We start from the raw sequence: 19,301 nt of genomic DNA on the forward strand, positions 1-19,301 counted from the left end.
TATTTCTGTGCCCACGGACATACCATAAATACATTTTGCGGTTTTCAATCATGATCTTCCTCCCATTGAACGAAGATTGGTTGCTCTTCTAAATAAGACACATATTTATTGATAGTAGATAGCGTATCAACAAAAAAGATACGGCACCCTCTCTCATCACCATAGTGTTTAAGTTGCGTTATACGTTGATAACCTATGTTTTTACTAGCTACATATCCTGTCATGTAATTTGGGTCATCGGACCAGCATAATTCTGCAATGGTAAATGGGTGATCACACACTTTAGTAGCAAGGGTCAGCGCTTCCTTTAACCTCGGGCTAGCAGAAACAGCTTTTGACATAGCCCATTTTTCAAAATTCTCCCTTTGCCAATCCATTCGAGAGACTCGAACACCTTTATCTATTCTCCCATCTATTCGTTCCCCCGTATGAATATCAATGAGGATGGCTCCCCTAACCGCATATTCTGGGATTTGCTTATAGGCTTGTTCAATAATGTCTTTAGGGACACCCGTTTTCTCAAGAAGAAACCTAGCTAACTCTTGTCCTTCTTTAACTGTACTTACTTCATTTGTTTGGACTGTCAAAGGATTTACTCGTTTGATAGGTTGATTGACCACTTCACATTGAATTTGAAAAAAATCCGGTTTTCCTCTTGGGTGATGTAATGCCTTTTCCAGCAATGTGTTTACTGATATCGGTAAATCCTGATAAGAAGAGAGAAGTTCACCACCAGAAATATGCTTCCCTCCATTTTCATGCGATTCCTCTTCTGAAGCTCGCATCCTTACACTATATATTTTGTTCTGATCCATACGTCTCTCTCCTGAACTTAGTTATTGCTGGGTAAAATTTAATGTATATGGCTGTCATAAAGTGAATTTGGTTTACCCATTGTAAACCAAATACAAAACTTAGTTTACAATAAATTCATTAAAATGTTAACTTAAATTTAAATTAAGTTAACATATAAAAATTCTCGGGGATATTTTTTAAAAGCGGGATAATTTTTCAGTGAGTATTTAAATAGGAGGAAACACTTTGAGGAATTATAACAAAATAGTAGAAAAGCGGTGAGTGGTACACCCTTCACGTTGTGAAAAAATGATTCCAAGTTCCATAAACATTCAAGCCTCTAAATATTATTTCTATTTTCATTTCCTTCCCTGCCTTATCAATACCAATGGATTGTGCGATATGATAGACTGTTACAATTAATTGCATAGATAATAAAGGAGAGTTTAAATTGAATAAGCCTAGTTTAGCAACCAACATATTGGAAACCTTCCAATGGTTTGTGTTTCTGCTTGCAAGTGCGGTTGCATTACCTATCGTCATTGGATCGATTTATGAATTGAATTTCATTGAAATCTCAGGTCTCATGCAGCGTACCTTTTTCACTGTAGGGATCGCTTCATTATTACAAGCATTGTTCGGACACCGACTCCCCATAATGGAAGTACCTGCGGGCATTTGGGTCAGCGTTTTTACCGTTATGGCCGTAACAAGCGTTCAAGCCGGAGGCACTTATAAAAGTACATTACAGACATTAGAGATGACTATGATCCTTTCAGGTTTTTTCCTGATTCTTTTCGGCATTTTCAAGGTCACACAAAAGATTCTTCCGGTTTTCACACCGTTAGTAACCGGATCGTTCTTCCTACTCCTGACAGTTCAATTAAGTGGTACTCTCCTAAAAGGAATGCTCGGGTTACAAGAAAGCTCTAGTACAATTCAAGGAGCTCAAGCGACCATTGCTTTTCTTACGTTTTTTATTGTCCTTGGTTTATCCACTTTTGCTAGAGGATGGTTGAGCAGTTATGCCGTATTTATCGGAATCATTATCGGATGGTTGATCTTTAGAATTGTGGTTGGTGTCCAGGAAGAACAAGCGACGGTCTCTTTCTTTTCAACACCTGATTTGTTTGGATTCGGTCCCCCGCACTTTAATCTAGGTATTATACCATTAGCTTTTATCATTGCTCTCATTTCAATATCAAATATTGTTGCCTCCATTGAGGCGGTGAGACAGACTCTGGGTGAAAGCCCCCAAAATCGCAGCAATCAAGTGAATAGGGGAACAATGTTCTCGGGTATTAACCACGTTATCGCTGGTGGTTTTGCTTCTGTCGCAAATGTTCCATCAGCTACTTCATCTGGCTTCATCGCATTAACCGGGCAAAAGCGTAAGATGCCATTCGTTTACGCAACTATCTTGTTATTGGGGATTGCATTTTTCCCTCCCGTGATGAAACTAATTTCAAGCATTCCATCTCCAGTTGCCAATGCAGCATTAATGGCTTCCTTTGTGCAATTGGTTGCCATTGGAATTAATAGTTTCACACTGGAACCATTAGATTCTAGAAAACTGACGATCATTGGCGTCGCTTACTTATTTGGTATGGGAGCGATGTTCCTCCCTTCTGAAGTGTTCTCAAATATGCCAGCTATCGTTCAGAATGTGGTGAGTAATGGGCTACTTGTTGGAACAGGACTTGTCGTCATAATGGAACAATTGTGGAAGACAAATGTGGAAAGCCAATAAAAGAGTGGCTACACATTCAGCTACATTAAAGAAGTTAGTCTATATTTTTAATAACCGCTTACAAATATATCCCACCTCACTACAATAAAATTAGCATTCATTATTGTGTTAGTGTAAAACTGCCGGTCGAAAAAATGATTAAGTTGATTGACCGGCAGTACTCTTATTATTATTTTTAAAACAGTTAATTATAATATCAATATTTATGAGAATTAATAGTAGATATCAGTCCAAAGTTGATATCACCAACCTCGTAGTGGGGAAACTTGCAATAAGTTTTGGTCAAGTATCACCAATCCTTAATCTGAAGAAAGGCACTCTTCTGTTGCGTGAAGAGCGCCCATTTCTTGAATAAGTATAGTTTATACCTCGTTATCCAGCCTTTAACTTCATACCTATTATTTCAAAACATATTTAGCAAGGTAATGCCTATTATAGCGCCCAGTTCACACCAGTTGCTTTTTCTGATGCTTCCCATAGTCTTTTCGCCACTTGCTTATCTAAAGCATGTGGTTTGATGCCGCAATCACCAACAGGACCAACCCAGTTTGCTATTCCTGTAGGACCATAAAAACCACGTTCATCTAGATTTGGTTCTGTGGCACACATTACTTCAGGATAGGCACCTTTTTCTGCTGATTGCACCATTGGAGACAATTTCATCAAGCCAAACATGATTCTAGTGACTAAATTACCGCTGGTTTTAATCAATGATGTTGAAGAAGAACCCGGATGACAGGCGTAAACCTTTACGTGATGGTTGCCTGCTTTTTTTAATCTATTTTGCAACTCATAAACAGTCATGATCTGCGCCAACTTACTTTGACTGTAAGTATTATTTTGGTGATAATTATGATTCCAGTTCATATCATCAAATTGGATTGTTTTGATGCCCATATCATAACCCATACTGCCCACAGTCACGATGCGTCCTTTGGATTTATCAATCAATGGGAAAAGTAAGGCTTGCAGTGTAAAATGACCGTAGTGATTGACACCAAGCATGCTTTCATGCCCATCAACGGTGAATTGTTGGGTTGGTACTTGAGCGATGGCACCGTTACACATAAGTGCATCGATACGTTCCACTTTCTCAAGAACCTCTGCTACAGCTGCTTTTACAGAAGATTGATCTCCCAAATCCATACGGATGAAGGATACATCTACGTTACTGCCAAGCTCTTGTTTTATCCTTGCAATGACATCCACTGATTTTTTAGGGCTACGGTTTAACATCACTACCTTCGCACCTTTGGATGCAAGTATCTTTGATGCTTCAAATCCTGTGCCACTGGTTGCACCAGTGATGAGGTATGTTTTTCCTTTCAGTGAACCTATTCGATCCGGTGTCCATCCATTTTTTCCAAATTGTGTATCTGCCATTTTTTTATCTCCTTTAATCTCTTCTTACTCACATTAACGGGTAATGATTGTCTTTGTTTCTATAACTTTATCTTCACTTATGATAAAACAAAGGCTTTTATTTCATCATTGAACTCTGAATTAAATGCTCTGGACGAATCTAATGCTCCATGTTCCTTAGAAAGCCTATTGATTTGCATCGTTGTAATAGCACCATTTGTTAATGTTGCTATTTTCTTATTATTCATCACCTCTGTATACCTACTATCCGTTTCCCATATCTGAGTGATCTCTTTTGTCCATGCACCTTTTGCTTCTCTATTATCCAATACAATAACTTTTGTTGATGGATCTTTCATAGCGAAAATAAGTAATTCTGCCATTCCGTGTCCTTCCTCAACGGTGACAAAGAAATTCGTACTTTTGATAAAAAAGATTTCGCCTTCAGTCCAATATGTTATTGTTTTAGGTAACTTACTGTCGAATGAATTTTTCATTTCCATACCTCCTGGGCTTCATAGTCAAGAGTAATATCCATTTCTACGACTAGTCTATAACGATTGATTTATGAATGACTCTTTATCCAGCTAACTTCCGGTTTAGTGAAATCTTCTGACTGAAATCATTATAACTCTCCACTACACTAGTAACGAGGTGTATTTGTCTCGAAAACTTGCCTATTTGTATCACCGACATTGTAATATGCATATACCCGTGATAAACTGCATGTATGAGTAAACAAAGAATAAAACAAATAATTCAGTCCAGAATAACCGAAGATGGGATGATGGAAACAGGCATTAAAGGTGTACACCTATATAGAGTCAGCGACTCTATGCGTTGCGCTCCCGCTATATATAAACCTACAGTTGTAGCTATTCTAAATGGAACGAAAGAAGCCGTTTTGGATGGTAAGTCTTTTATGTATGACAATAGCAAATACATGTGTTGTACCATGACAATGCCTGTAGAAGCAGGTACTCCTGAAGCTTCACCTGAAAATCCACTACTTGGTGTCTATATTTCTCTTGATACCAAAGTAATGACAGAATTAGCTATTGAAATGCAAAACACATCGGGTGCACTAAAAAGGCCAAAAAGTAGTCAGATCCCACCTGGAATGGCGCTTTCAAGTTGGGATGATAATTTTACAGAAGCATTGCTTCGACTACTTCAGTTAGGAGACAACCCCTTAGATACAGCAATCCTTGGAGAAAGTAGGCTCCGAGAAGTATACTACTCTGTTTTGAAAGGAGAAGCAGGGGAATCTGCCATGCGTGCTTTTGGTATAGGCAACGAAATCTCAAGGTCAATTGTATATTTATCTTCAAATCTTGATAAAACAGTCACCATAGAAGATATGGCTGAACAGGTTGGTATGAGTAGAGCCGTTTTCCATCGAAAATTCAAACAGGCAACAACTATGTCACCAATCCAGTTTGCAAAGTCTATGCGTCTTAACAGCGCTGCCATGAAAATAGCAACTGGCATGAAGGTAAACGAAGCCGCATTTGAAGTTGGGTATGTTAGTTCATCACAATTCAGTCGGGAATTCAAGCGAATGTATGGACAATCCCCTAAACAGTGGAGTTCTTCCAATCAACTATCTCCAGAAATGATGCGACGTAACGAAAATTACTTTGAACAATTTCAGCAATCAGCACAATTACCAACTAACATGATTGATTAATAAAACAGGAATCTATGTACACTCATAGATTCCTGTTCTTTGTATCATTATCACTTAGTTAATAAATATGGATTTACAAGGATACATAGCGCAAAAATTGCTGTTAAAGTTCTGTTGAAATCTGTTTTTACTATCTCGGTTATTGGGATTTTAATTTGGTATAGTTGGGTAGGATGGAAAAAGAGATGGATGGAGTAGAGCATGGAAATAAAAAGAGAGAAAACGTTAACTCATTTATTTTTTAGTGGTTATACAAGTGGTTTTGTAGTAGGCGGGCTATTCTTTTTTAGTAATGAAATAAATATAGATTTTCAATTAAGTTTTTCAAAAGAATCATTCTTTTGTTTGCTCTTCCTACTACCAATTATTTATTGGTTTTATCGTTATGTTGGTATAGTTTTTAATAATCAAAGATTGATAATAAAATTACTATACTTTGCTTTATTTGTTTTAGGTATTTTCTTTGGGATACTATTCTTTGAATTTATCCTAAATTAATGACCTAAATATGGTGGATCTGGTTTAAGTAAGATAGTAGGCCTTCTTTCTAAAAAGAATGCTGATTTATAAAAAAAAACGCTCTTATGAAATAGGAGATGATTTAGATCATTTTTCTGATTCTTTCGAAGCTCGATTAGTAAATTTTATGATTTTCGATTTAAGTTTCCCGTCAACTGCTGCCAGGTTTATAGTATGGGCTATTTGTATGGTTGTTATAAAATAGGGGGATATTTACATGAATGAAATAGTAGAACAAATCAATAAGCTAAAATATCATCAACGTTTATTGCTCACAATTTCTATGGATGAAGAACCAGAACAATATAGCTTTTTTCACATGATTATTAACCATGATTTAAGTGAAAAAGACACAAAAATAATAGTAGGTTTACTTCAAACTTTGGAAGAGAAAAGAGTTAATAATACAATTAGTGATAAACATGAAAAATCTATTTTAGCATTATTAGAAAAAGATTTTTCCGTTACACTAGATACTTTCCAAAATGCATTAAATAAGGCTAATTTAGATTTAGATCCTGTTCATTTATTAAAAGCATTAAAAAGACAGCATATTTGTATAGAATTGTGTGATTATTTATTAAATGATTCTAATAAATAGTAAAGACAAAAGGGCGTTTCTTCACGCCCTTTTGTTGTTTGAACTTAGTTGGTTAACGTTCGAGTTCTCAACCATGGTTCCCATTGCCATTTTCTCTATTTGCTTGTTCAATAATATGGCCCTTAAATAGAATATAAGTGGCAGTTCATAATTCAAAATAATTTGTTATAACCTCCAATGCTACATAAATTTATATAGCCCTGCAAATTCAAGTATAAGATTGACAAAATGATTGTTTTATCAATAAAAAAAGCGATACAAAATGCTATGCAAATTGTACCGCACATTCTTGAAATTATTGGTTTCTCCCTCTCAACCGAACGTGTAAGCCTTTAGCAAAGGCGGAGCTTGCCTACTTGTGATACTTACCTGTGAAGGTAGCCTTCATCTTTCACTATTTGCTTGTTCGCGTCACATAAGGATAGATCGGATCAATAAGCTGGAATTCATATTTTTCAGGATTTACGATCCCTACGACTTTATCGCTGTCATAAAGGTTAAGCATAAAATGAGCCATTTCTTTTGCCGTATGATATTGGGGAACCGTGCTGCCATATTGGAATTCTTCAACATCGAAAGCTCTTTGAGCAAATTCCGTTTCGGTTGCAGCTGGTGCAAGCACTTTCGCCTTCATCGGCATTCCTTTTGAAGCTAATTCCTGGGCAAGGCCTTCAGTAAAGGCGCTGACGTAGAATTTCGTTGCACAATACGTAACAGCCTCTGCTACAATCGCATAGCCTCCGCCTGATGATACGTTGATTAATTGTGTTCCTTCTACTTGACCATATTCCCTGACAAACAATGTTGATAGAATGGTCAATGCCTGGATGTTCAAGCGAAGCATTTCCTCAATTTTTTCAAGGTTTTGTTCTCCGATTGGATCAAAATTTCCGAACCCTGCGTTATTAATAAACGTTTCTAATTGATACTCTTTTAAGCTCTCATAAAAACGGTGTACATTCTCAGAAGAAGATAAATCTGCTGTTTTGACGATTACCTCTACATCAGGATTCTTCGTTTGAATTTCCTCTTTTAATTCTCTTAATTTATCTTCTCTTCTCGCTGCAATAATCAGGTGTTTCCCTCTTTCGGCAAAGGACAGTGCCGCTTCATATCCAATTCCCGAACTTGCTCCAGTAATAACTGTGTACTTCATTTACGATTCCTCCATTCAGATTTTTTTGGTACAATGGTATCGTAACTCTTAGAGTGAACTCTAAGTCAAGCATTTATTCAGGAGGTTTTAGTTATGTACAGTATCAGTGAAGCTGCTGAACTATTGGACGTAAGCCCACATACTCTGCGCTATTATGAAAAAGAAGGCATCATCGTTCCTGATAGACAGTCCAATGGGATACGAAGTTATCATGAAGACCATGTTTTATGGTTGAAATTTGTCATTAAATTACGCGAGACACAAATGCCTATTTCCGATATTAAACAATATACCAAGCTGTTTCAAGCAGGAGACCGTACAGCAGTAGAGCGATTGGCCATACTGGAAAATCATCAGAAGAACATTCAGCAGCAGCTCGAAACACTGCACGCCACCAATGAAATGCTGGAAACAAAAATCGACAATTATAAAACATATATCTTGAAAGAAAAACATCAGCACCATTAAGGAAGGAAAACAGCTCCGGGAAATCCAGTCCCGGAGTTGTCTTCCTTCCATATCTCTACGAAATACGTTCTATTCACATACCTGCCGAACTCTAATTGAATGATAAAAAAATTATTTCATCACTTTAAAATAATCTTCCTGAAGAAGCCCATACACAGCACAATCCTTATAATGATTCTTAGCATTGCGGATCATATGCTTAATCGTGCCTTCTTGCTCCATTCCATTTTTACGCATAATCTTTCCAGAGGCTGGATTGTCAATATTATGTGCTGCTGATATTTTGTGAATGTTCATATGTCTAAAAGCAAAATCAATGACAGCTCTCAATGCCTCTGTTCCGTACCCCTTGTTCCCCCAGTAATAACCGATTGAATAACCTACTTCACAATTCTCAGTGAGGCTATCAAATTGGAAGAGATCAATCGCTCCAATCAATTCACCACTTGTTTTTAGTTCGATACCCCAGTAACAGAACTCTTCTGAATCATACTGACTTACGATTTCTTTTACCCTCTCAATGGTTTCCGACACAGACTTGTGTGCACCTTTAATCAGATTATCCATTACACGATCATCACAAAGCCAATGGTCAAATACACTTTGTGCATCTGAAAGTTCAACCTTTCTTAAAACTAATCGATCTGTTTCTAGTATTGGAGTTCCTAGGTAATGAATCATTTTCTCACCTGCCTTCAACCTACTATTCATTTCTTCATCTTACATAAAAAACCCTTTTAATAATAAGAAAGGTGTCCAGCTGAAGATTAGCCCGGACACCCTTAGAAAATAGCCTTGCAATGAAACTAGATTATGATGTCAAAGCATCACGTTTGACTGTAATGTGCAGATCATCTATAACATTGCTCTTCATCTTCATGTTTGGATTTAGTAAGATCGTTCCATCCTGAGACAGTTTGTTTACTTTTGACCTTGATATACCTAAGATTTCTGCAATCAGTTTATCTATTCTAAGACCAAAATCATATTTATAGGAAAGTCTAAACGTAACCTCGTTAGATTGTGAATCAAGCATTTCTTTCTTTAACTCGTATCGTATATCTGTCATGACATCATTACATAACTTTCTTAATTTGTTGATTTGAAAAGCATAGTTCCAAATGGTCTCTATATCATTATTCATAAACTTTTGAATGAGCACAGAATCAATTTTATTAATATTGACTCTGGATAGAATGGGGTAATTCCAAGTTCCCTCACAATGCGTACAGTTATAAATAAGCCAAATATCCATTACTTTTTGATTCGCATTTACTCTGAATTTTTCACTGCAATAGTATTCTGTGTTCGTTTTACACTTACTACAATTTCGTTTTACAATAGGTGTTTCCTGAGCAATGATCTCATACGTGAATTGATTGTTTACACTCATACACCAGTTCCTCCTATTCATTCAGAGGAACGCAAAAAACGGTTGAATGGAGAACGATTTCCCACTAAAAAAGCGGAATACCATAAAGGTATTCCGCTGGAATGAAAAACAACTGACTATCCTGCGTTCCCTGTAATGGTTAAAAATAGGCACACCTCTCCCGTCACTGAACAATGATGTTCAAAAAAGAAATGTACTATTGAGTTGCTTCAACCATTACAAGTATGTTGGCAAAACCAATTCCACCTTCCAAATTTCTCCTGCATCATTAGTATACCATCATATTTCCAATCACTATTACTGTTATAATAATTTTTTTAAGAGTATTGATGGTGCATTAGGACCAGTCAACGCCACCCCAAGACGACTGCAACTTACGCAACAGAACAATTTGACCGATATGATACGTATCGTGCATCATGATATTGCTGAGTAACCGCTCTAAAGAGGATCTGTTAGCTGCATAGGGAGCTTTTAACTTTTCATCATCAAGGTCCGCAATGACTGTTTTTAAATGATTCATGACTTCATTAAGGCGTTTCACTGTCTGAGCCCAACCCATTTCGTCTTCTGGATCACCCGGATTTCCAAAGGTTTCTTCATTGTCTTCTGCCTTATGCGGATTCTCTGTGCCATTCATTCGATGGATTACGTCCTCATTCCAAAATATCAAGTGGTTGACAATCTGCCAAATTGAATTGCTGAATCCCGAACTTGTCCATGCTGCCTCAGCTGCGTTGACTCCATCAAGCGCCTGATCCAATGATGCAAACCACTCATTCTCATGGAAATGCATGTCGAGTTGTTCTACATATATTTTGCTTACAACTTGCATACAATCAATCTCCTCACTGTTTAGTGTCATCTTCGAGCCATACAATAAAGCAAAATCATGATCACTATGATTTATTCGGCTCATCCTGCTTTTATTCCTTCATCATGGCAACTCACACTTTCCTTTAAAAAGTAGTAAAACCACAAATAATAATAGCGAAATAAGAGGTCATGCCAACCATTTCCTTGAGTCTTTCCCCGTTCTTTTTATGATGATGTTATTCATTTTCCCCTGCTAAAAACTCTTCTAAATTAGGAGATTGATGATATTTCATTGCAGCTTGTTTATCCTTATTAAAAATGGCATTTGTTAAATCAATCCCATTAATGCTCGCAATGGCCACTGCGTAGTGGATCACATCCACTAACTCTTTTTCTAATGACGTATTCCCTTCATTTGCTTTTCGACCTTCTAATTGGTTCAGTACTTCTGCTACCTCACCCATTTCTTCTACCAGTTTCATAAATAAAGCAGATGACGAGCGTCCTTCTTTATATTTTAGTGCCAGGTAGCTCTGTAACTCCTGGAATGTCAGTTGTTTCATATGGAATCCTCTCTTTTACTATTATTAACTCTGATTCTCATAAAAGTTTGATTAAGGTAATTAAACATATAATCGGAATCAATGCGCTCCCGAAATATAAGATACTAATCATTTTTCTACCTTGTTTATATCTCATCATTCCGAAATTTACGATCATGCAAATCGATATGACGACAATACCCATAAACATTTGGCCCGTATATTCTCCACCAGGACCTTGAAGAAGGAAAAAGATGAACACCGTAAGCGATAGGATAGTCAAAATCGTGTGAATATATAAACCTGATTTCGTGAAATTAGATTTGAACATAAAAGCGCTCCTACCAAAGAAAAATTTCCCAATTACTAACACCTATTATTTCAAAAAACTTCATTTTGAGCAATTCTCATTTCATCCATAAAAAAGACCCAAGAGAGATTAACCCTCCTGAGTCCAATATTCAATCACTTAAACAAGTCCATCAATAATTCCCAAAATCCTTTTTCCTTCTTTGGCTCTGCTTTCTTCTCTTTCTTTTCTTCCTTTTCGATGCTTTCCGTCTTGATGACGAATTGCACAGATGAGACTTTTTCGTTTTTGGACGAAACGAAGGATACTGGTTTGAAATCGGATTTGTCGTATTCGGACATCATCTTATTGATTTCTTCCTGCATCTTGTCAGGAAGATTTTTCGTTTCCTGATGCAACTTGCTTGTTCCGTCGTGAAGGTCTGCGACGCCTCCTTCCAGTTGATTGGTTCCTCCTGCGAATTCAGCCATTCCCGCATGAAGTTTTCCATATGAAGAGGATAACTGACCTACGCCTTCTGTGTACTTGACCAATCCAGAATGGAACTCAACATAGTTGGCGGAAAGTTCGCCCAGCCCTTTTTGTAGCTTCGCAAGTCCGCTCATATCCGTTTTCTGCAAGGATGCAGACAGATTAGTCGAAATGGAAGTCAGTTGACTGCTCATTTCGTTCACAGAACCACTCACCTGATTCAAGGTCGGTCCGACTGCAGCAAAGGCTTCCTTGACGTTTGCATAGGTCCCTTTTACTTTTTGTGCCGCTTTATGGGACGCCACGAGTTTATCCACGACCTTTGGATCGGCTCCGCTTTTGTATAGTGAGGCAATCTCTTCTTCTGTCAGATTGTTGGCTGGTATTTCGGCCATCGCTCCGTCCAGTGCACTGTATGCTTGAGCGTAATTTGCCTGCAAAGAGGTTAATCCACTTGCTGCTTGAGTCAGGCCATCTGCCAGCTGGTTGAGGCCGTCCGGCAGTTCATTCAGTGCGGATAGATCCATGTCAGCAGGATTCGCCGACAAGGATTGATTGATGGTTCGCAGTGCTTCGCCGATGGAGTTTGAGGCCCCGACGATTTGAGACGATGAACCATTTAATTCATTGATGCCATTTTTATACTGTGCTGAACCGTTACGCAACTGGGCTGCTCCGTTGTTCAATTGGGAGACCCCGCTTTTCAGATCGGCCACCCCGGTATTTAATTTTCCGATGGCATCGGATAGTTCGGACATGTCATCGGTCATATTTTCCGTTCCCGTCGTATCAATGGGAAGTGTGGACGGGACAGCGGCGATTTGAACTCCCTTGAACTCAAAGTCCTTCACATCCGCTTCCACGCTCATCTTTTTCTCTTTACCCGGCATGACCGTAAAGGTGATCTGTTTATCCTTCCCGGCACTAGCTACCATTCCGTCTGCTGCCTCGATGTTTTCATACGTATTCGGCAGGTTCAGGGAAACCTGTAGCAGATAATTATCATAGAAGACAGACCCCGTATGTTTATTTTCAGCGGTATCAATGCTGATGTCGAGGTGCCCGCTTTTTCCTGCAAGCTGGGACGGATCGATTTTCTTCCCATCCAAGCTATAGGTAACCGCCACATCCCACGGCAGTTCGGTCTCTTCCTTCATATTTCCTTGATACGTGAACTTTCCTTCAGGAGCGTCCATTTCTACCTTCTGGCCCTCTTGCTCAAGCTTCTTCAAATCCGTCAGATTCTTGACGCTGCTGAAATCCCCGTAATCCAGGATCTTTCCTCCATGTGTCACTTCAAACGTATTCACGACATAAATGTCGTTCAAGTCACCACCGGCATCAAGGGTCGCGTAAACGACTTCATCCTTCGACGCCACCTTTCCTTCTGTTGCCGCCTGAGCCGGAACAGCCAGAAATGAAGGCAAGAACAGCATCAATGCGAGTGCACTATATGTGAATGGTTTTTTTCTCATCATCATTTCTCCTCATAAAAGTTTGCTTTGATCGTTGTTTTCTTGATCCATCTATCGCATACCAATAACAGTGCCGGCAGAACAAGGAGAACCATGATAAAGGCTAATAATGCCCCTCTCCCCATCAATAAGCCGATGGATCCCACAATCGGATTGGAAGACGTGATCCACAAGATGAAACCGACACTTGATAGGATCGCTGCCGAGATCGAAATCGAGAACGTCTTTTCATCCAGGGTCCGTATCATGGCTGCTTTAGCAGTCATTTCCTTACGATAATGGGTATAGGCCTCGGTGAATAAGATGCCATAATCCACCGTCGCCGCCAGCTGCACCGTACTGATAATCAAATAGCCGACAAACACGAGCGATGTATTGGTGAAGTATGGGATCGATAGATTGATCCATACCGCCGCTTCAATCGTGATCAGAAGCACAATCGGAATCGAAATCGAGCGGAAGCTGAATAGTAGCACAAGGGCAATCGTCACGACCGTCAGCACGTTCACGACGATATTGTCTTTGTTTACGGTATTTTTTATATCATACAGTGTCACGCTTTCCCCCAGTGCCAATGCTTCATCTCCGTAATAATCACTTGCCGCCTTCTCCACTTTTTCAACGATGGAAAACGGAGCGTCTCCCTCCGTCCCTTGATTCGTGTTGATAACGATACGGCTGTAGTTTTCAGAATAAAATTCATCCGTGATGGATTTGTCGAGATACTCAGGTGGGATCTCTGCACCCACCTGGTTGACATACGCCATGACCCCCGTCACATAGTCAAGGGACTCGATGTCCTCCACGAGCTTCTCTTCCTTTGCCATATCCCCTTTAGGGACCAGCAGGACGATGGGTGTCGTTTCCCCGAACGCCTCCTCGACCTTTTTGAAATCACTTCCGACACGGGTGTTTTCGGGCTGTTCCCCCGTCCCGTAAATGAAGGACGTATTCGTTTGCCCCAGAAATGCCGGGACCAGAATGACCAACACGAAAATCAGGCTTGGAATCTTCAGTTTCAGTACTTTGTTCCCGATACCAGTGAAGCTCGGAACAAAACTCTTATGTTTCGTCTTATCCATCCATTTATAAAGAATAAGCGTTAGTGCAGGCAGGAATACCATCACACTGATGAAGCTCAGCACGATCCCCTTCACGAGGTTCACCCCGAGATCCGAACCGATTTGAAATTTCATGAATGTAAGGGCGATGAATCCGAAGAAAGTGGTAGCCGCACTTGCTGTGATTGCCGGGAACGACTTCTTCATGGCAAGCTTCATTGCTTCTTCAGGATCGTCCGTCTCCTTCCGGTAATCGGAGAAGCTGTGAAGCAGGAATACCGCATAATCCAGTGACACCGCGAGTTGCAGGATCGGTGCCACCGATTGGGTGACGAAGGAGACTTCCCCGAGGAAGATATTCGTCCCCAGATTGATAAGGACTGACACCCCGATCGCTGTCAGGAAAAACAATGGTTCGATCCAGGAAGTTGTCGAAACGACCAGGATTAGAATGATGAGGGGAACAAGGAGCATTCCGGCATACATCGATTCATTCCCTGCCATCTTCTGAGAACTTGCCGTATTGGCCGCCTCACCTGCAATCGCACCATCTTCACCGATCAACTCGTAAATCTCATCAGTGATTCGCACCTCATCCCCGGTCCGGACACTGATGGAAAACAGGGCGTTCCTTTCTTTATAGTAATTCTCCACCGTTTCTTTATCCGCCACTTCCAAAGGCGTCTTCAGATCGACCATATCATCAAGCCACATCACATCCGTGACCCCGTCAATGGCTTCCAGTTTCTCTTTATAGGTGAGTGCTTCCTGTATGGACACATCCGTCACCATGACCCTTGTATCCGGAACGGCCCCGGTAAACTCCCTTTCCATGACGTCCAAAGCCTGTGTCGACTGGGCATCACCCGGGAGATAATCGACCATATTATAATTGACCTTCACAAAAAACTGCGCCACCGTTGACAGAACTGTCGCCAGAATAAACGCAATCAATACCGCTTTTTTATGCTTTATGATCCAAGAAGCAATCTTTATCATCCTTCAACCTCTCTTGTCTGTTTCACTTTTTCACCTTATCATTATAATAAACACAGTGTTGGATATTCAACGGACAGTTGTGTAAGGAATGTTCAATACTCAACACATCTTTCACGTGTGTTGGATAACTCGAAGGAACCTGGGAAGGAAGTGGTTCTTTGAACTCGAAAATGGACCGAAGAAAAAAATATACTCGCATGGTTTTAAAAGACAGCCTGCTGAAGCTCTTACAGGATAAAACCATTTCAAGCATCACCATCAAAGAAATCTGTGAAACAGCAGACATCAACCGATCCACCTATTATGCCCATTATGCCAATCAGTACGAACTACTGGAAGAAATAGAAGAAGAATTCATCGAAGACCTGACCGTAACACTCGGCCAATACAACTTTTCAAAAGAAGAAGAAGCCCTGCAGATGACCGAGAAGCTATTTGAATACCTTGCAGAAAAACGAGGCATCTGCGAAACGCTCCTCAGCGAGAACACGGATATGTATTTTTTGAAAAAAGGCATGGTAATCACGCATGAATTCATTTTTAAAAACTGGCACACCGATGACAGAATCGACCAGGAAACCTATGACTACATCAACATGTTCATGGTGAGTGGAAGTATTCATGTGATTAAAAACTGGTTGGAAAACGGGATGGATAAGTCGCCTGGCGAAATGGCGGGGATTCTGCACCGGTTCATCAATCGGGGGCTGTCAGGTGTAAAGTAAAAGAGCCTGTTTGAAGACAGGCTCTCCCATTCAGACTCTTATCAGTACTTTCCCCTCATACTCACGACTCTCGATTAAATTGTGAGCCTGTGCTGCCTCACTCAAATCAAAAATCTTCGCAATAGGTAGCGTGACTTTACCCGATGCAAATAAGTCTATGACCTTTTCAGCTGCCGGCGCCAACACTTCCGGGCGATGTTTCCTCGTCGTCCCAAGACTGAAGCCTTTAACATTTCGGCAGGAGGAATGTACATCGCTTGTTGTAAAATGACCCGCACTGCCGCTGCTGTTGCCGAATTGGACGAGGGTTCCATACAGACCGAGGCATTCCAGGCTACGGGAGGTGACATCCCCTGCAACGGAATCGAAAATGACATGTGCCCCTTGGCCACTCGTGTGTCGGAGCACTTCATCTGCAAACACGTCATATGTACAAACATGATCTGCTCCCAGCCTCTTTACATAGTCTTCTTTGCTCAAGTTTCCAACTGTTGCGATGATAGTTTCGACTCCGGCTAGCTTTGCTAATTGAATGAGCATAGAACCGACACCCCCGGCTCCGCTATGGACAACGATTGTATCACTCTTTCTCACCTGACCAATTTCATGTAACAGAATATAGGACAAAATCGATACGGTCGGCATGGCAGCCGACTGTTCAAAAGATAGGCTCTCAGGAATTTTATATGTCAGCTGTTTATTGGCTTTCACATATTCAGAGTAGGAACCACCTATAGGAAAAGCGATGACACGGTCCCCGACGTCAAATCCAGTGGATTTCCCTGCTTCAACAATGGTCCCCGCTACATCAAGACCAAGTGTGAAAGGGAATTTCCCCTTCCCTTTGTTCCCTTTCCTTGATTTGATATCGGCATAATTCACACTGGTATATGCCGTTTGAATCAACACTTCATCTTCATCGATTTTCGGACTCTCGACATCCACCAATTGGAGTACCCCAGAATCGCCAAACTCATTTTGAATCACTGCTTTCATGAATAGCCCCCCTCTTCCGATATCTACCTTTCATTTTACTGTAAAAGTGGTAGGGGAGGATAATAGTAAAATCGAAAGTTAGATGATAACCATCGCTTATGTTGACATGGCACTCTAATCTGTGATAGTTTGTACATACAAATGAAAGGGTGTTAATTCAATGAACGAAGAAGAAAGCGTTCTGATTCACTGCTTATACTTCACGGCGAGCCGGTTTGCCAGGAGCATCACCAAGCTTGCGGAAAAATACCTGGATGCCGGAGGACTTGCTCCATCGTATTTTTATATGATTATGGTCATTCACTTTAAACCAGGGATCACACAGAAGGAACTGTGCCAGAAACTGGCCATTGCCCCTTCCACCAGTACACGTTTCATCGATAAACTGGAAAAGAAAAATATCGTCCTGCGGAAAATGTCCGGCAAGCAATCCTTCATTTCTTTAACCGATGAGGGAGAAGAATTGTATCGGGAGTTCCGTGTTTCCATTAAAGAGATGTACGATGATTATTCCCAAACACTTGGGAAGGATTTCAGCCTGGATTTAAGCCGGATGCTGCATGAAGCAAGTTTGAAGCTTGAAAAAGAGTGATCGTAGGTAGGCGCTCTTTTTTTACCCATTCATTTGTATATACAAATATATATTATTGGAGGAATTCTTTATGAATAAAACGATCGTAATCATAGGTGCCGGAAAAGGGATCAGCTATGAGGCAGCGAAGAATTTTGGGTTAAAAGGATACAAGGTGGCACTCATTTCACGGACACTTTCATCCCTGCAAAAGCTTGAAAGTGAGTTGGCAGCTCAAGGTATTACCGCTAAAGGATTTCAAGGAGATGTTTCGTCTGTATCATCCTTGAAGGACGCCCTTTCTGCAGTCAGGGCAGAATTCGGTGATGAAATCGAGGTTCTTCTGTACAATGCCGCATCCATCCGACCGGGTCAACCAACGACTATCCGCACGGAAGATTTCGTCTACGATTTTAAGGTGAACGTAGCCGGAGCCCTTTCAGCTGTTCAGGAAGTCCTTCCTTTCATAAAGAAAGAAACAGGATCGATTCTATTGACGGGTGGCGGTTTAGCCCTGCACCCAAATGCTGATGTCGCCTCGCTTTCAGTCGGGAAAGCAGGACTCAGGAACCTGGCTCACAGCCTTCATCAGGAATTGAGTTCAAAAGGCGTATATGTTGGGACTCTGACCATCAACGGTTATGTTCAGGAAGACACCTATTTTTCAGGAGATAAGATAGCTGAAGCATTGTTTATGATGCATGAGAATAAAGGCGATGTTGAGGTGGTATACAGAGAGGCGTGACGTCAACAATGTAAAAAGCCATCACCAGACACGGTACCGTGCTAGTGATGGCTTTTTCTACTATCTACTTATCGTATTCTTCGTTTTCATATGTCCCGTACTGACCATTTTCCGTATCGATGACACCGCTCGTATACGAATCCATGATCTGCTGGCTTACCTGCTGATTCGCATTCTCATCATACGTGAACTGTTCTTTCGGATCCCTCTTCTTCATGGTGATGCCCCCTATAAAAATAAGTAGTCTATTCCCCTTTATTGTTCGAAAATTAGCTACAGATATAAGTGGGAAAATATAGTATGATAACTGTAAGGAGGGGATCACAATGAGTTTAAAATATCACAACATATTAGTAGCTGTAGATGGATCAAGGGAAGCAGAATGGGCCTTCAAAAAAGCGATTGCCATCGCCAAACGGAACGACGCCACTCTGTCCCTGATCCACGTCATCGACACCCGCTCTTTCGCCGCCATCGAATCCTATGACCGCACCGTAGGAGAAAGAGCCATCAAGTATGCTGAAGAATTGTTAAACGAGTACAAAGAAGAAGCGACCGAAGCCGGATTGACCAAAGTCAAAACCTATGTCGAGTACGGCTCCCCGAAAGTGATCATCCCAAGAGAAGCAACCAAAAACGTCAAAGCAGACCTCGTCATCTGCGGAGCCACCGGCCTCAACGCCGTCGAACGCTTCCTCATCGGTAGCGTATCAGAACACATCACCAGAGCTGCACACTGCGACGTTCTGGTTGTCAGAACGGAAGAAGTGGAAGATTGATTTATTAACTTCCACAAAAAAAGAACGGATGAAGGAGAATGACCTCCCTTAACCGTTCTTTTTTATGCTTTACATCA

21 protein-coding genes are annotated in these 19,301 nt (G+C 40.6%); 9 read left to right on the forward strand and 12 right to left on the reverse strand.

Features of this window, described 5'->3' with window-relative positions:
* Positions 1-44 precede the first annotated feature (44 nt).
* On the reverse strand, positions 45-815 hold the full coding sequence (gene bioW / locus ACIGG7_RS09115) for a 6-carboxyhexanoate--CoA ligase (protein ID WP_397549551.1): 771 nt from the start codon (positions 813-815) through the stop codon (positions 45-47).
* Positions 816-1,246: 431 nt separating this feature from the next.
* On the opposite strand from bioW, the gene ACIGG7_RS09120 reads away from it, so the two are divergent.
* The gene (locus tag ACIGG7_RS09120) at positions 1,247-2,545 is read left to right on the forward strand and encodes a purine/pyrimidine permease (protein ID WP_397549552.1); all 1,299 of its coding nucleotides are present in this window, start codon (positions 1,247-1,249) and stop codon (positions 2,543-2,545) included.
* A 432-nt stretch (positions 2,546-2,977) separates the two neighbouring features.
* Here ACIGG7_RS09120 and ACIGG7_RS09125 read toward each other — a convergent pair whose 3' ends face one another.
* Positions 2,978-3,928, reverse strand: coding sequence for an SDR family oxidoreductase (locus ACIGG7_RS09125; RefSeq protein ID WP_397549553.1), 951 nt, complete (start codon positions 3,926-3,928; stop codon positions 2,978-2,980).
* A gap of 77 nt (positions 3,929-4,005) precedes the next feature.
* Positions 4,006-4,404, reverse strand: a complete 399-nt coding sequence (locus tag ACIGG7_RS09130) for a hypothetical protein (RefSeq protein ID WP_397549554.1) — start codon at positions 4,402-4,404, stop codon at positions 4,006-4,008.
* 233 nt (positions 4,405-4,637) lie between these two features.
* Here ACIGG7_RS09130 and ACIGG7_RS09135 point away from each other — a divergent pair, with 233 nt between their 5' ends.
* From ACIGG7_RS09135 to ACIGG7_RS09145, 3 genes are all read left to right on the forward strand, one after another.
* Positions 4,638-5,597 carry an AraC family transcriptional regulator gene (locus tag ACIGG7_RS09135; RefSeq protein WP_397549555.1) on the forward strand — a complete coding sequence of 320 codons (960 nt, stop codon included), beginning with the start codon at positions 4,638-4,640 and terminating at the stop codon, positions 5,595-5,597.
* A gap of 201 nt (positions 5,598-5,798) precedes the next feature.
* Positions 5,799-6,095, forward strand: coding sequence for a hypothetical protein (locus tag ACIGG7_RS09140; protein ID WP_397549556.1), 297 nt, complete (start codon positions 5,799-5,801; stop codon positions 6,093-6,095).
* A 238-nt stretch (positions 6,096-6,333) separates the two neighbouring features.
* Entirely contained in the window at positions 6,334-6,717 is a 384-nt protein-coding gene (locus tag ACIGG7_RS09145) for a DUF1878 family protein (RefSeq protein WP_397549557.1), read from the forward strand.
* A gap of 394 nt (positions 6,718-7,111) precedes the next feature.
* Here the strand turns inward: ACIGG7_RS09145 and ACIGG7_RS09150 are convergent, their stop codons facing one another.
* Positions 7,112-7,873, reverse strand: coding sequence for an SDR family NAD(P)-dependent oxidoreductase (locus ACIGG7_RS09150; RefSeq protein ID WP_397549558.1), 762 nt, complete (start codon positions 7,871-7,873; stop codon positions 7,112-7,114).
* Between the two features lie 93 nt (positions 7,874-7,966).
* Between ACIGG7_RS09150 and ACIGG7_RS09155 the strand changes: the two genes are divergently transcribed.
* Positions 7,967-8,341: a MerR family transcriptional regulator gene (locus ACIGG7_RS09155; RefSeq protein WP_397549559.1), complete on the forward strand. Its 375-nt coding sequence runs from the start codon at positions 7,967-7,969 to the stop codon at positions 8,339-8,341.
* Positions 8,342-8,452: 111 nt separating this feature from the next.
* Here the strand turns inward: ACIGG7_RS09155 and ACIGG7_RS09160 are convergent, their stop codons facing one another.
* The 6 genes from ACIGG7_RS09160 to ACIGG7_RS09185 form a co-directional block, all read right to left on the reverse strand.
* Entirely contained in the window at positions 8,453-9,052 is a 600-nt protein-coding gene (locus tag ACIGG7_RS09160) for a GNAT family N-acetyltransferase (protein ID WP_397549560.1), read from the reverse strand.
* Between the two features lie 100 nt (positions 9,053-9,152).
* Entirely contained in the window at positions 9,153-9,734 is a 582-nt protein-coding gene (locus ACIGG7_RS09165) for a DUF1062 domain-containing protein (protein WP_397549561.1), read from the reverse strand.
* A 337-nt stretch (positions 9,735-10,071) separates the two neighbouring features.
* The gene (locus ACIGG7_RS09170; protein ID WP_397549562.1) at positions 10,072-10,569 is read right to left on the reverse strand and encodes a DinB family protein; all 498 of its coding nucleotides are present in this window, start codon (positions 10,567-10,569) and stop codon (positions 10,072-10,074) included.
* A 217-nt stretch (positions 10,570-10,786) separates the two neighbouring features.
* Positions 10,787-11,113: a MazG nucleotide pyrophosphohydrolase domain-containing protein gene (locus ACIGG7_RS09175; protein WP_397549563.1), complete on the reverse strand. Its 327-nt coding sequence runs from the start codon at positions 11,111-11,113 to the stop codon at positions 10,787-10,789.
* Between the two features lie 444 nt (positions 11,114-11,557).
* Positions 11,558-13,348, reverse strand: coding sequence for a YhgE/Pip domain-containing protein (locus tag ACIGG7_RS09180; protein ID WP_397549564.1), 1,791 nt, complete (start codon positions 13,346-13,348; stop codon positions 11,558-11,560).
* Positions 13,349-13,350: 2 nt separating this feature from the next.
* Positions 13,351-15,408, reverse strand: coding sequence for an efflux RND transporter permease subunit (locus tag ACIGG7_RS09185; RefSeq protein ID WP_397549565.1), 2,058 nt, complete (start codon positions 15,406-15,408; stop codon positions 13,351-13,353).
* A 158-nt stretch (positions 15,409-15,566) separates the two neighbouring features.
* Between ACIGG7_RS09185 and ACIGG7_RS09190 the strand changes: the two genes are divergently transcribed.
* Positions 15,567-16,133 carry a TetR/AcrR family transcriptional regulator gene (locus ACIGG7_RS09190; protein ID WP_397549566.1) on the forward strand — a complete coding sequence of 189 codons (567 nt, stop codon included), beginning with the start codon at positions 15,567-15,569 and terminating at the stop codon, positions 16,131-16,133.
* Positions 16,134-16,163: 30 nt separating this feature from the next.
* Here ACIGG7_RS09190 and ACIGG7_RS09195 read toward each other — a convergent pair whose 3' ends face one another.
* Positions 16,164-17,129, reverse strand: a complete 966-nt coding sequence (locus ACIGG7_RS09195; protein WP_397549567.1) for a quinone oxidoreductase family protein — start codon at positions 17,127-17,129, stop codon at positions 16,164-16,166.
* Positions 17,130-17,289: 160 nt separating this feature from the next.
* Between ACIGG7_RS09195 and ACIGG7_RS09200 the strand changes: the two genes are divergently transcribed.
* Both ACIGG7_RS09200 and ACIGG7_RS09205 read left to right on the forward strand, forming a co-directional pair.
* Positions 17,290-17,721 carry a MarR family winged helix-turn-helix transcriptional regulator gene (locus tag ACIGG7_RS09200; protein ID WP_224939607.1) on the forward strand — a complete coding sequence of 144 codons (432 nt, stop codon included), beginning with the start codon at positions 17,290-17,292 and terminating at the stop codon, positions 17,719-17,721.
* Between the two features lie 70 nt (positions 17,722-17,791).
* Complete coding sequence (locus ACIGG7_RS09205; protein ID WP_397549568.1) at positions 17,792-18,445, forward strand: SDR family NAD(P)-dependent oxidoreductase; 654 nt, start codon at positions 17,792-17,794, stop codon at positions 18,443-18,445.
* Positions 18,446-18,509: 64 nt separating this feature from the next.
* On the opposite strand, the gene ACIGG7_RS09210 is transcribed toward ACIGG7_RS09205, so the two are convergent.
* Complete coding sequence (locus tag ACIGG7_RS09210) at positions 18,510-18,662, reverse strand: hypothetical protein (RefSeq protein ID WP_224939605.1); 153 nt, start codon at positions 18,660-18,662, stop codon at positions 18,510-18,512.
* Between the two features lie 109 nt (positions 18,663-18,771).
* On the opposite strand from ACIGG7_RS09210, the gene ACIGG7_RS09215 reads away from it, so the two are divergent.
* Positions 18,772-19,224: a universal stress protein gene (locus ACIGG7_RS09215; RefSeq protein WP_219166502.1), complete on the forward strand. Its 453-nt coding sequence runs from the start codon at positions 18,772-18,774 to the stop codon at positions 19,222-19,224.
* Positions 19,225-19,301: the final 77 nt, after the last annotated feature.

Origin of the sequence: Rossellomorea sp. NPDC077527 (assembly GCF_044542955.1) — a bacterium.
GTDB lineage: Bacteria > Bacillota > Bacilli > Bacillales > Bacillaceae_B > Rossellomorea > Rossellomorea aquimaris_E.

Bases quoted from the DNA above. Each gene is read 5' to 3' on its own strand.
- bioW (WP_397549551.1), bottom strand. From the start codon at position 815: ATGGATCAGAACAAAATATATAGTGTAAGGATGCGAGCTTCAGAAGAG.
- ACIGG7_RS09140 (WP_397549556.1), top strand. From the start codon at position 5,799: ATGGAAATAAAAAGAGAGAAAACGTTAACTCATTTATTTTTTAGTGGT.
- ACIGG7_RS09160 (WP_397549560.1), bottom strand. From the start codon at position 9,052: ATGAATAGTAGGTTGAAGGCAGGTGAGAAAATGATTCATTACCTAGGA.
- ACIGG7_RS09200 (WP_224939607.1), top strand. From the start codon at position 17,290: ATGAACGAAGAAGAAAGCGTTCTGATTCACTGCTTATACTTCACGGCG.
- ACIGG7_RS09145 (WP_397549557.1), top strand. From the start codon at position 6,334: ATGAATGAAATAGTAGAACAAATCAATAAGCTAAAATATCATCAACGT.
- ACIGG7_RS09180 (WP_397549564.1), bottom strand. From the start codon at position 13,348: ATGAGAAAAAAACCATTCACATATAGTGCACTCGCATTGATGCTGTTC.
- ACIGG7_RS09175 (WP_397549563.1), bottom strand. From the start codon at position 11,113: ATGAAACAACTGACATTCCAGGAGTTACAGAGCTACCTGGCACTAAAA.
- ACIGG7_RS09170 (WP_397549562.1), bottom strand. From the start codon at position 10,569: ATGCAAGTTGTAAGCAAAATATATGTAGAACAACTCGACATGCATTTC.
- ACIGG7_RS09195 (WP_397549567.1), bottom strand. From the start codon at position 17,129: ATGAAAGCAGTGATTCAAAATGAGTTTGGCGATTCTGGGGTACTCCAA.
- ACIGG7_RS09150 (WP_397549558.1), bottom strand. From the start codon at position 7,873: ATGAAGTACACAGTTATTACTGGAGCAAGTTCGGGAATTGGATATGAA.
- ACIGG7_RS09185 (WP_397549565.1), bottom strand. From the start codon at position 15,408: ATGATAAAGATTGCTTCTTGGATCATAAAGCATAAAAAAGCGGTATTG.
- ACIGG7_RS09215 (WP_219166502.1), top strand. From the start codon at position 18,772: ATGAGTTTAAAATATCACAACATATTAGTAGCTGTAGATGGATCAAGG.
- ACIGG7_RS09125 (WP_397549553.1), bottom strand. From the start codon at position 3,928: ATGGCAGATACACAATTTGGAAAAAATGGATGGACACCGGATCGAATA.
- ACIGG7_RS09130 (WP_397549554.1), bottom strand. From the start codon at position 4,404: ATGAAAAATTCATTCGACAGTAAGTTACCTAAAACAATAACATATTGG.
- ACIGG7_RS09205 (WP_397549568.1), top strand. From the start codon at position 17,792: ATGAATAAAACGATCGTAATCATAGGTGCCGGAAAAGGGATCAGCTAT.
- ACIGG7_RS09210 (WP_224939605.1), bottom strand. From the start codon at position 18,662: ATGAAGAAGAGGGATCCGAAAGAACAGTTCACGTATGATGAGAATGCG.
- ACIGG7_RS09165 (WP_397549561.1), bottom strand. From the start codon at position 9,734: ATGAGTGTAAACAATCAATTCACGTATGAGATCATTGCTCAGGAAACA.
- ACIGG7_RS09155 (WP_397549559.1), top strand. From the start codon at position 7,967: ATGTACAGTATCAGTGAAGCTGCTGAACTATTGGACGTAAGCCCACAT.
- ACIGG7_RS09135 (WP_397549555.1), top strand. From the start codon at position 4,638: ATGAGTAAACAAAGAATAAAACAAATAATTCAGTCCAGAATAACCGAA.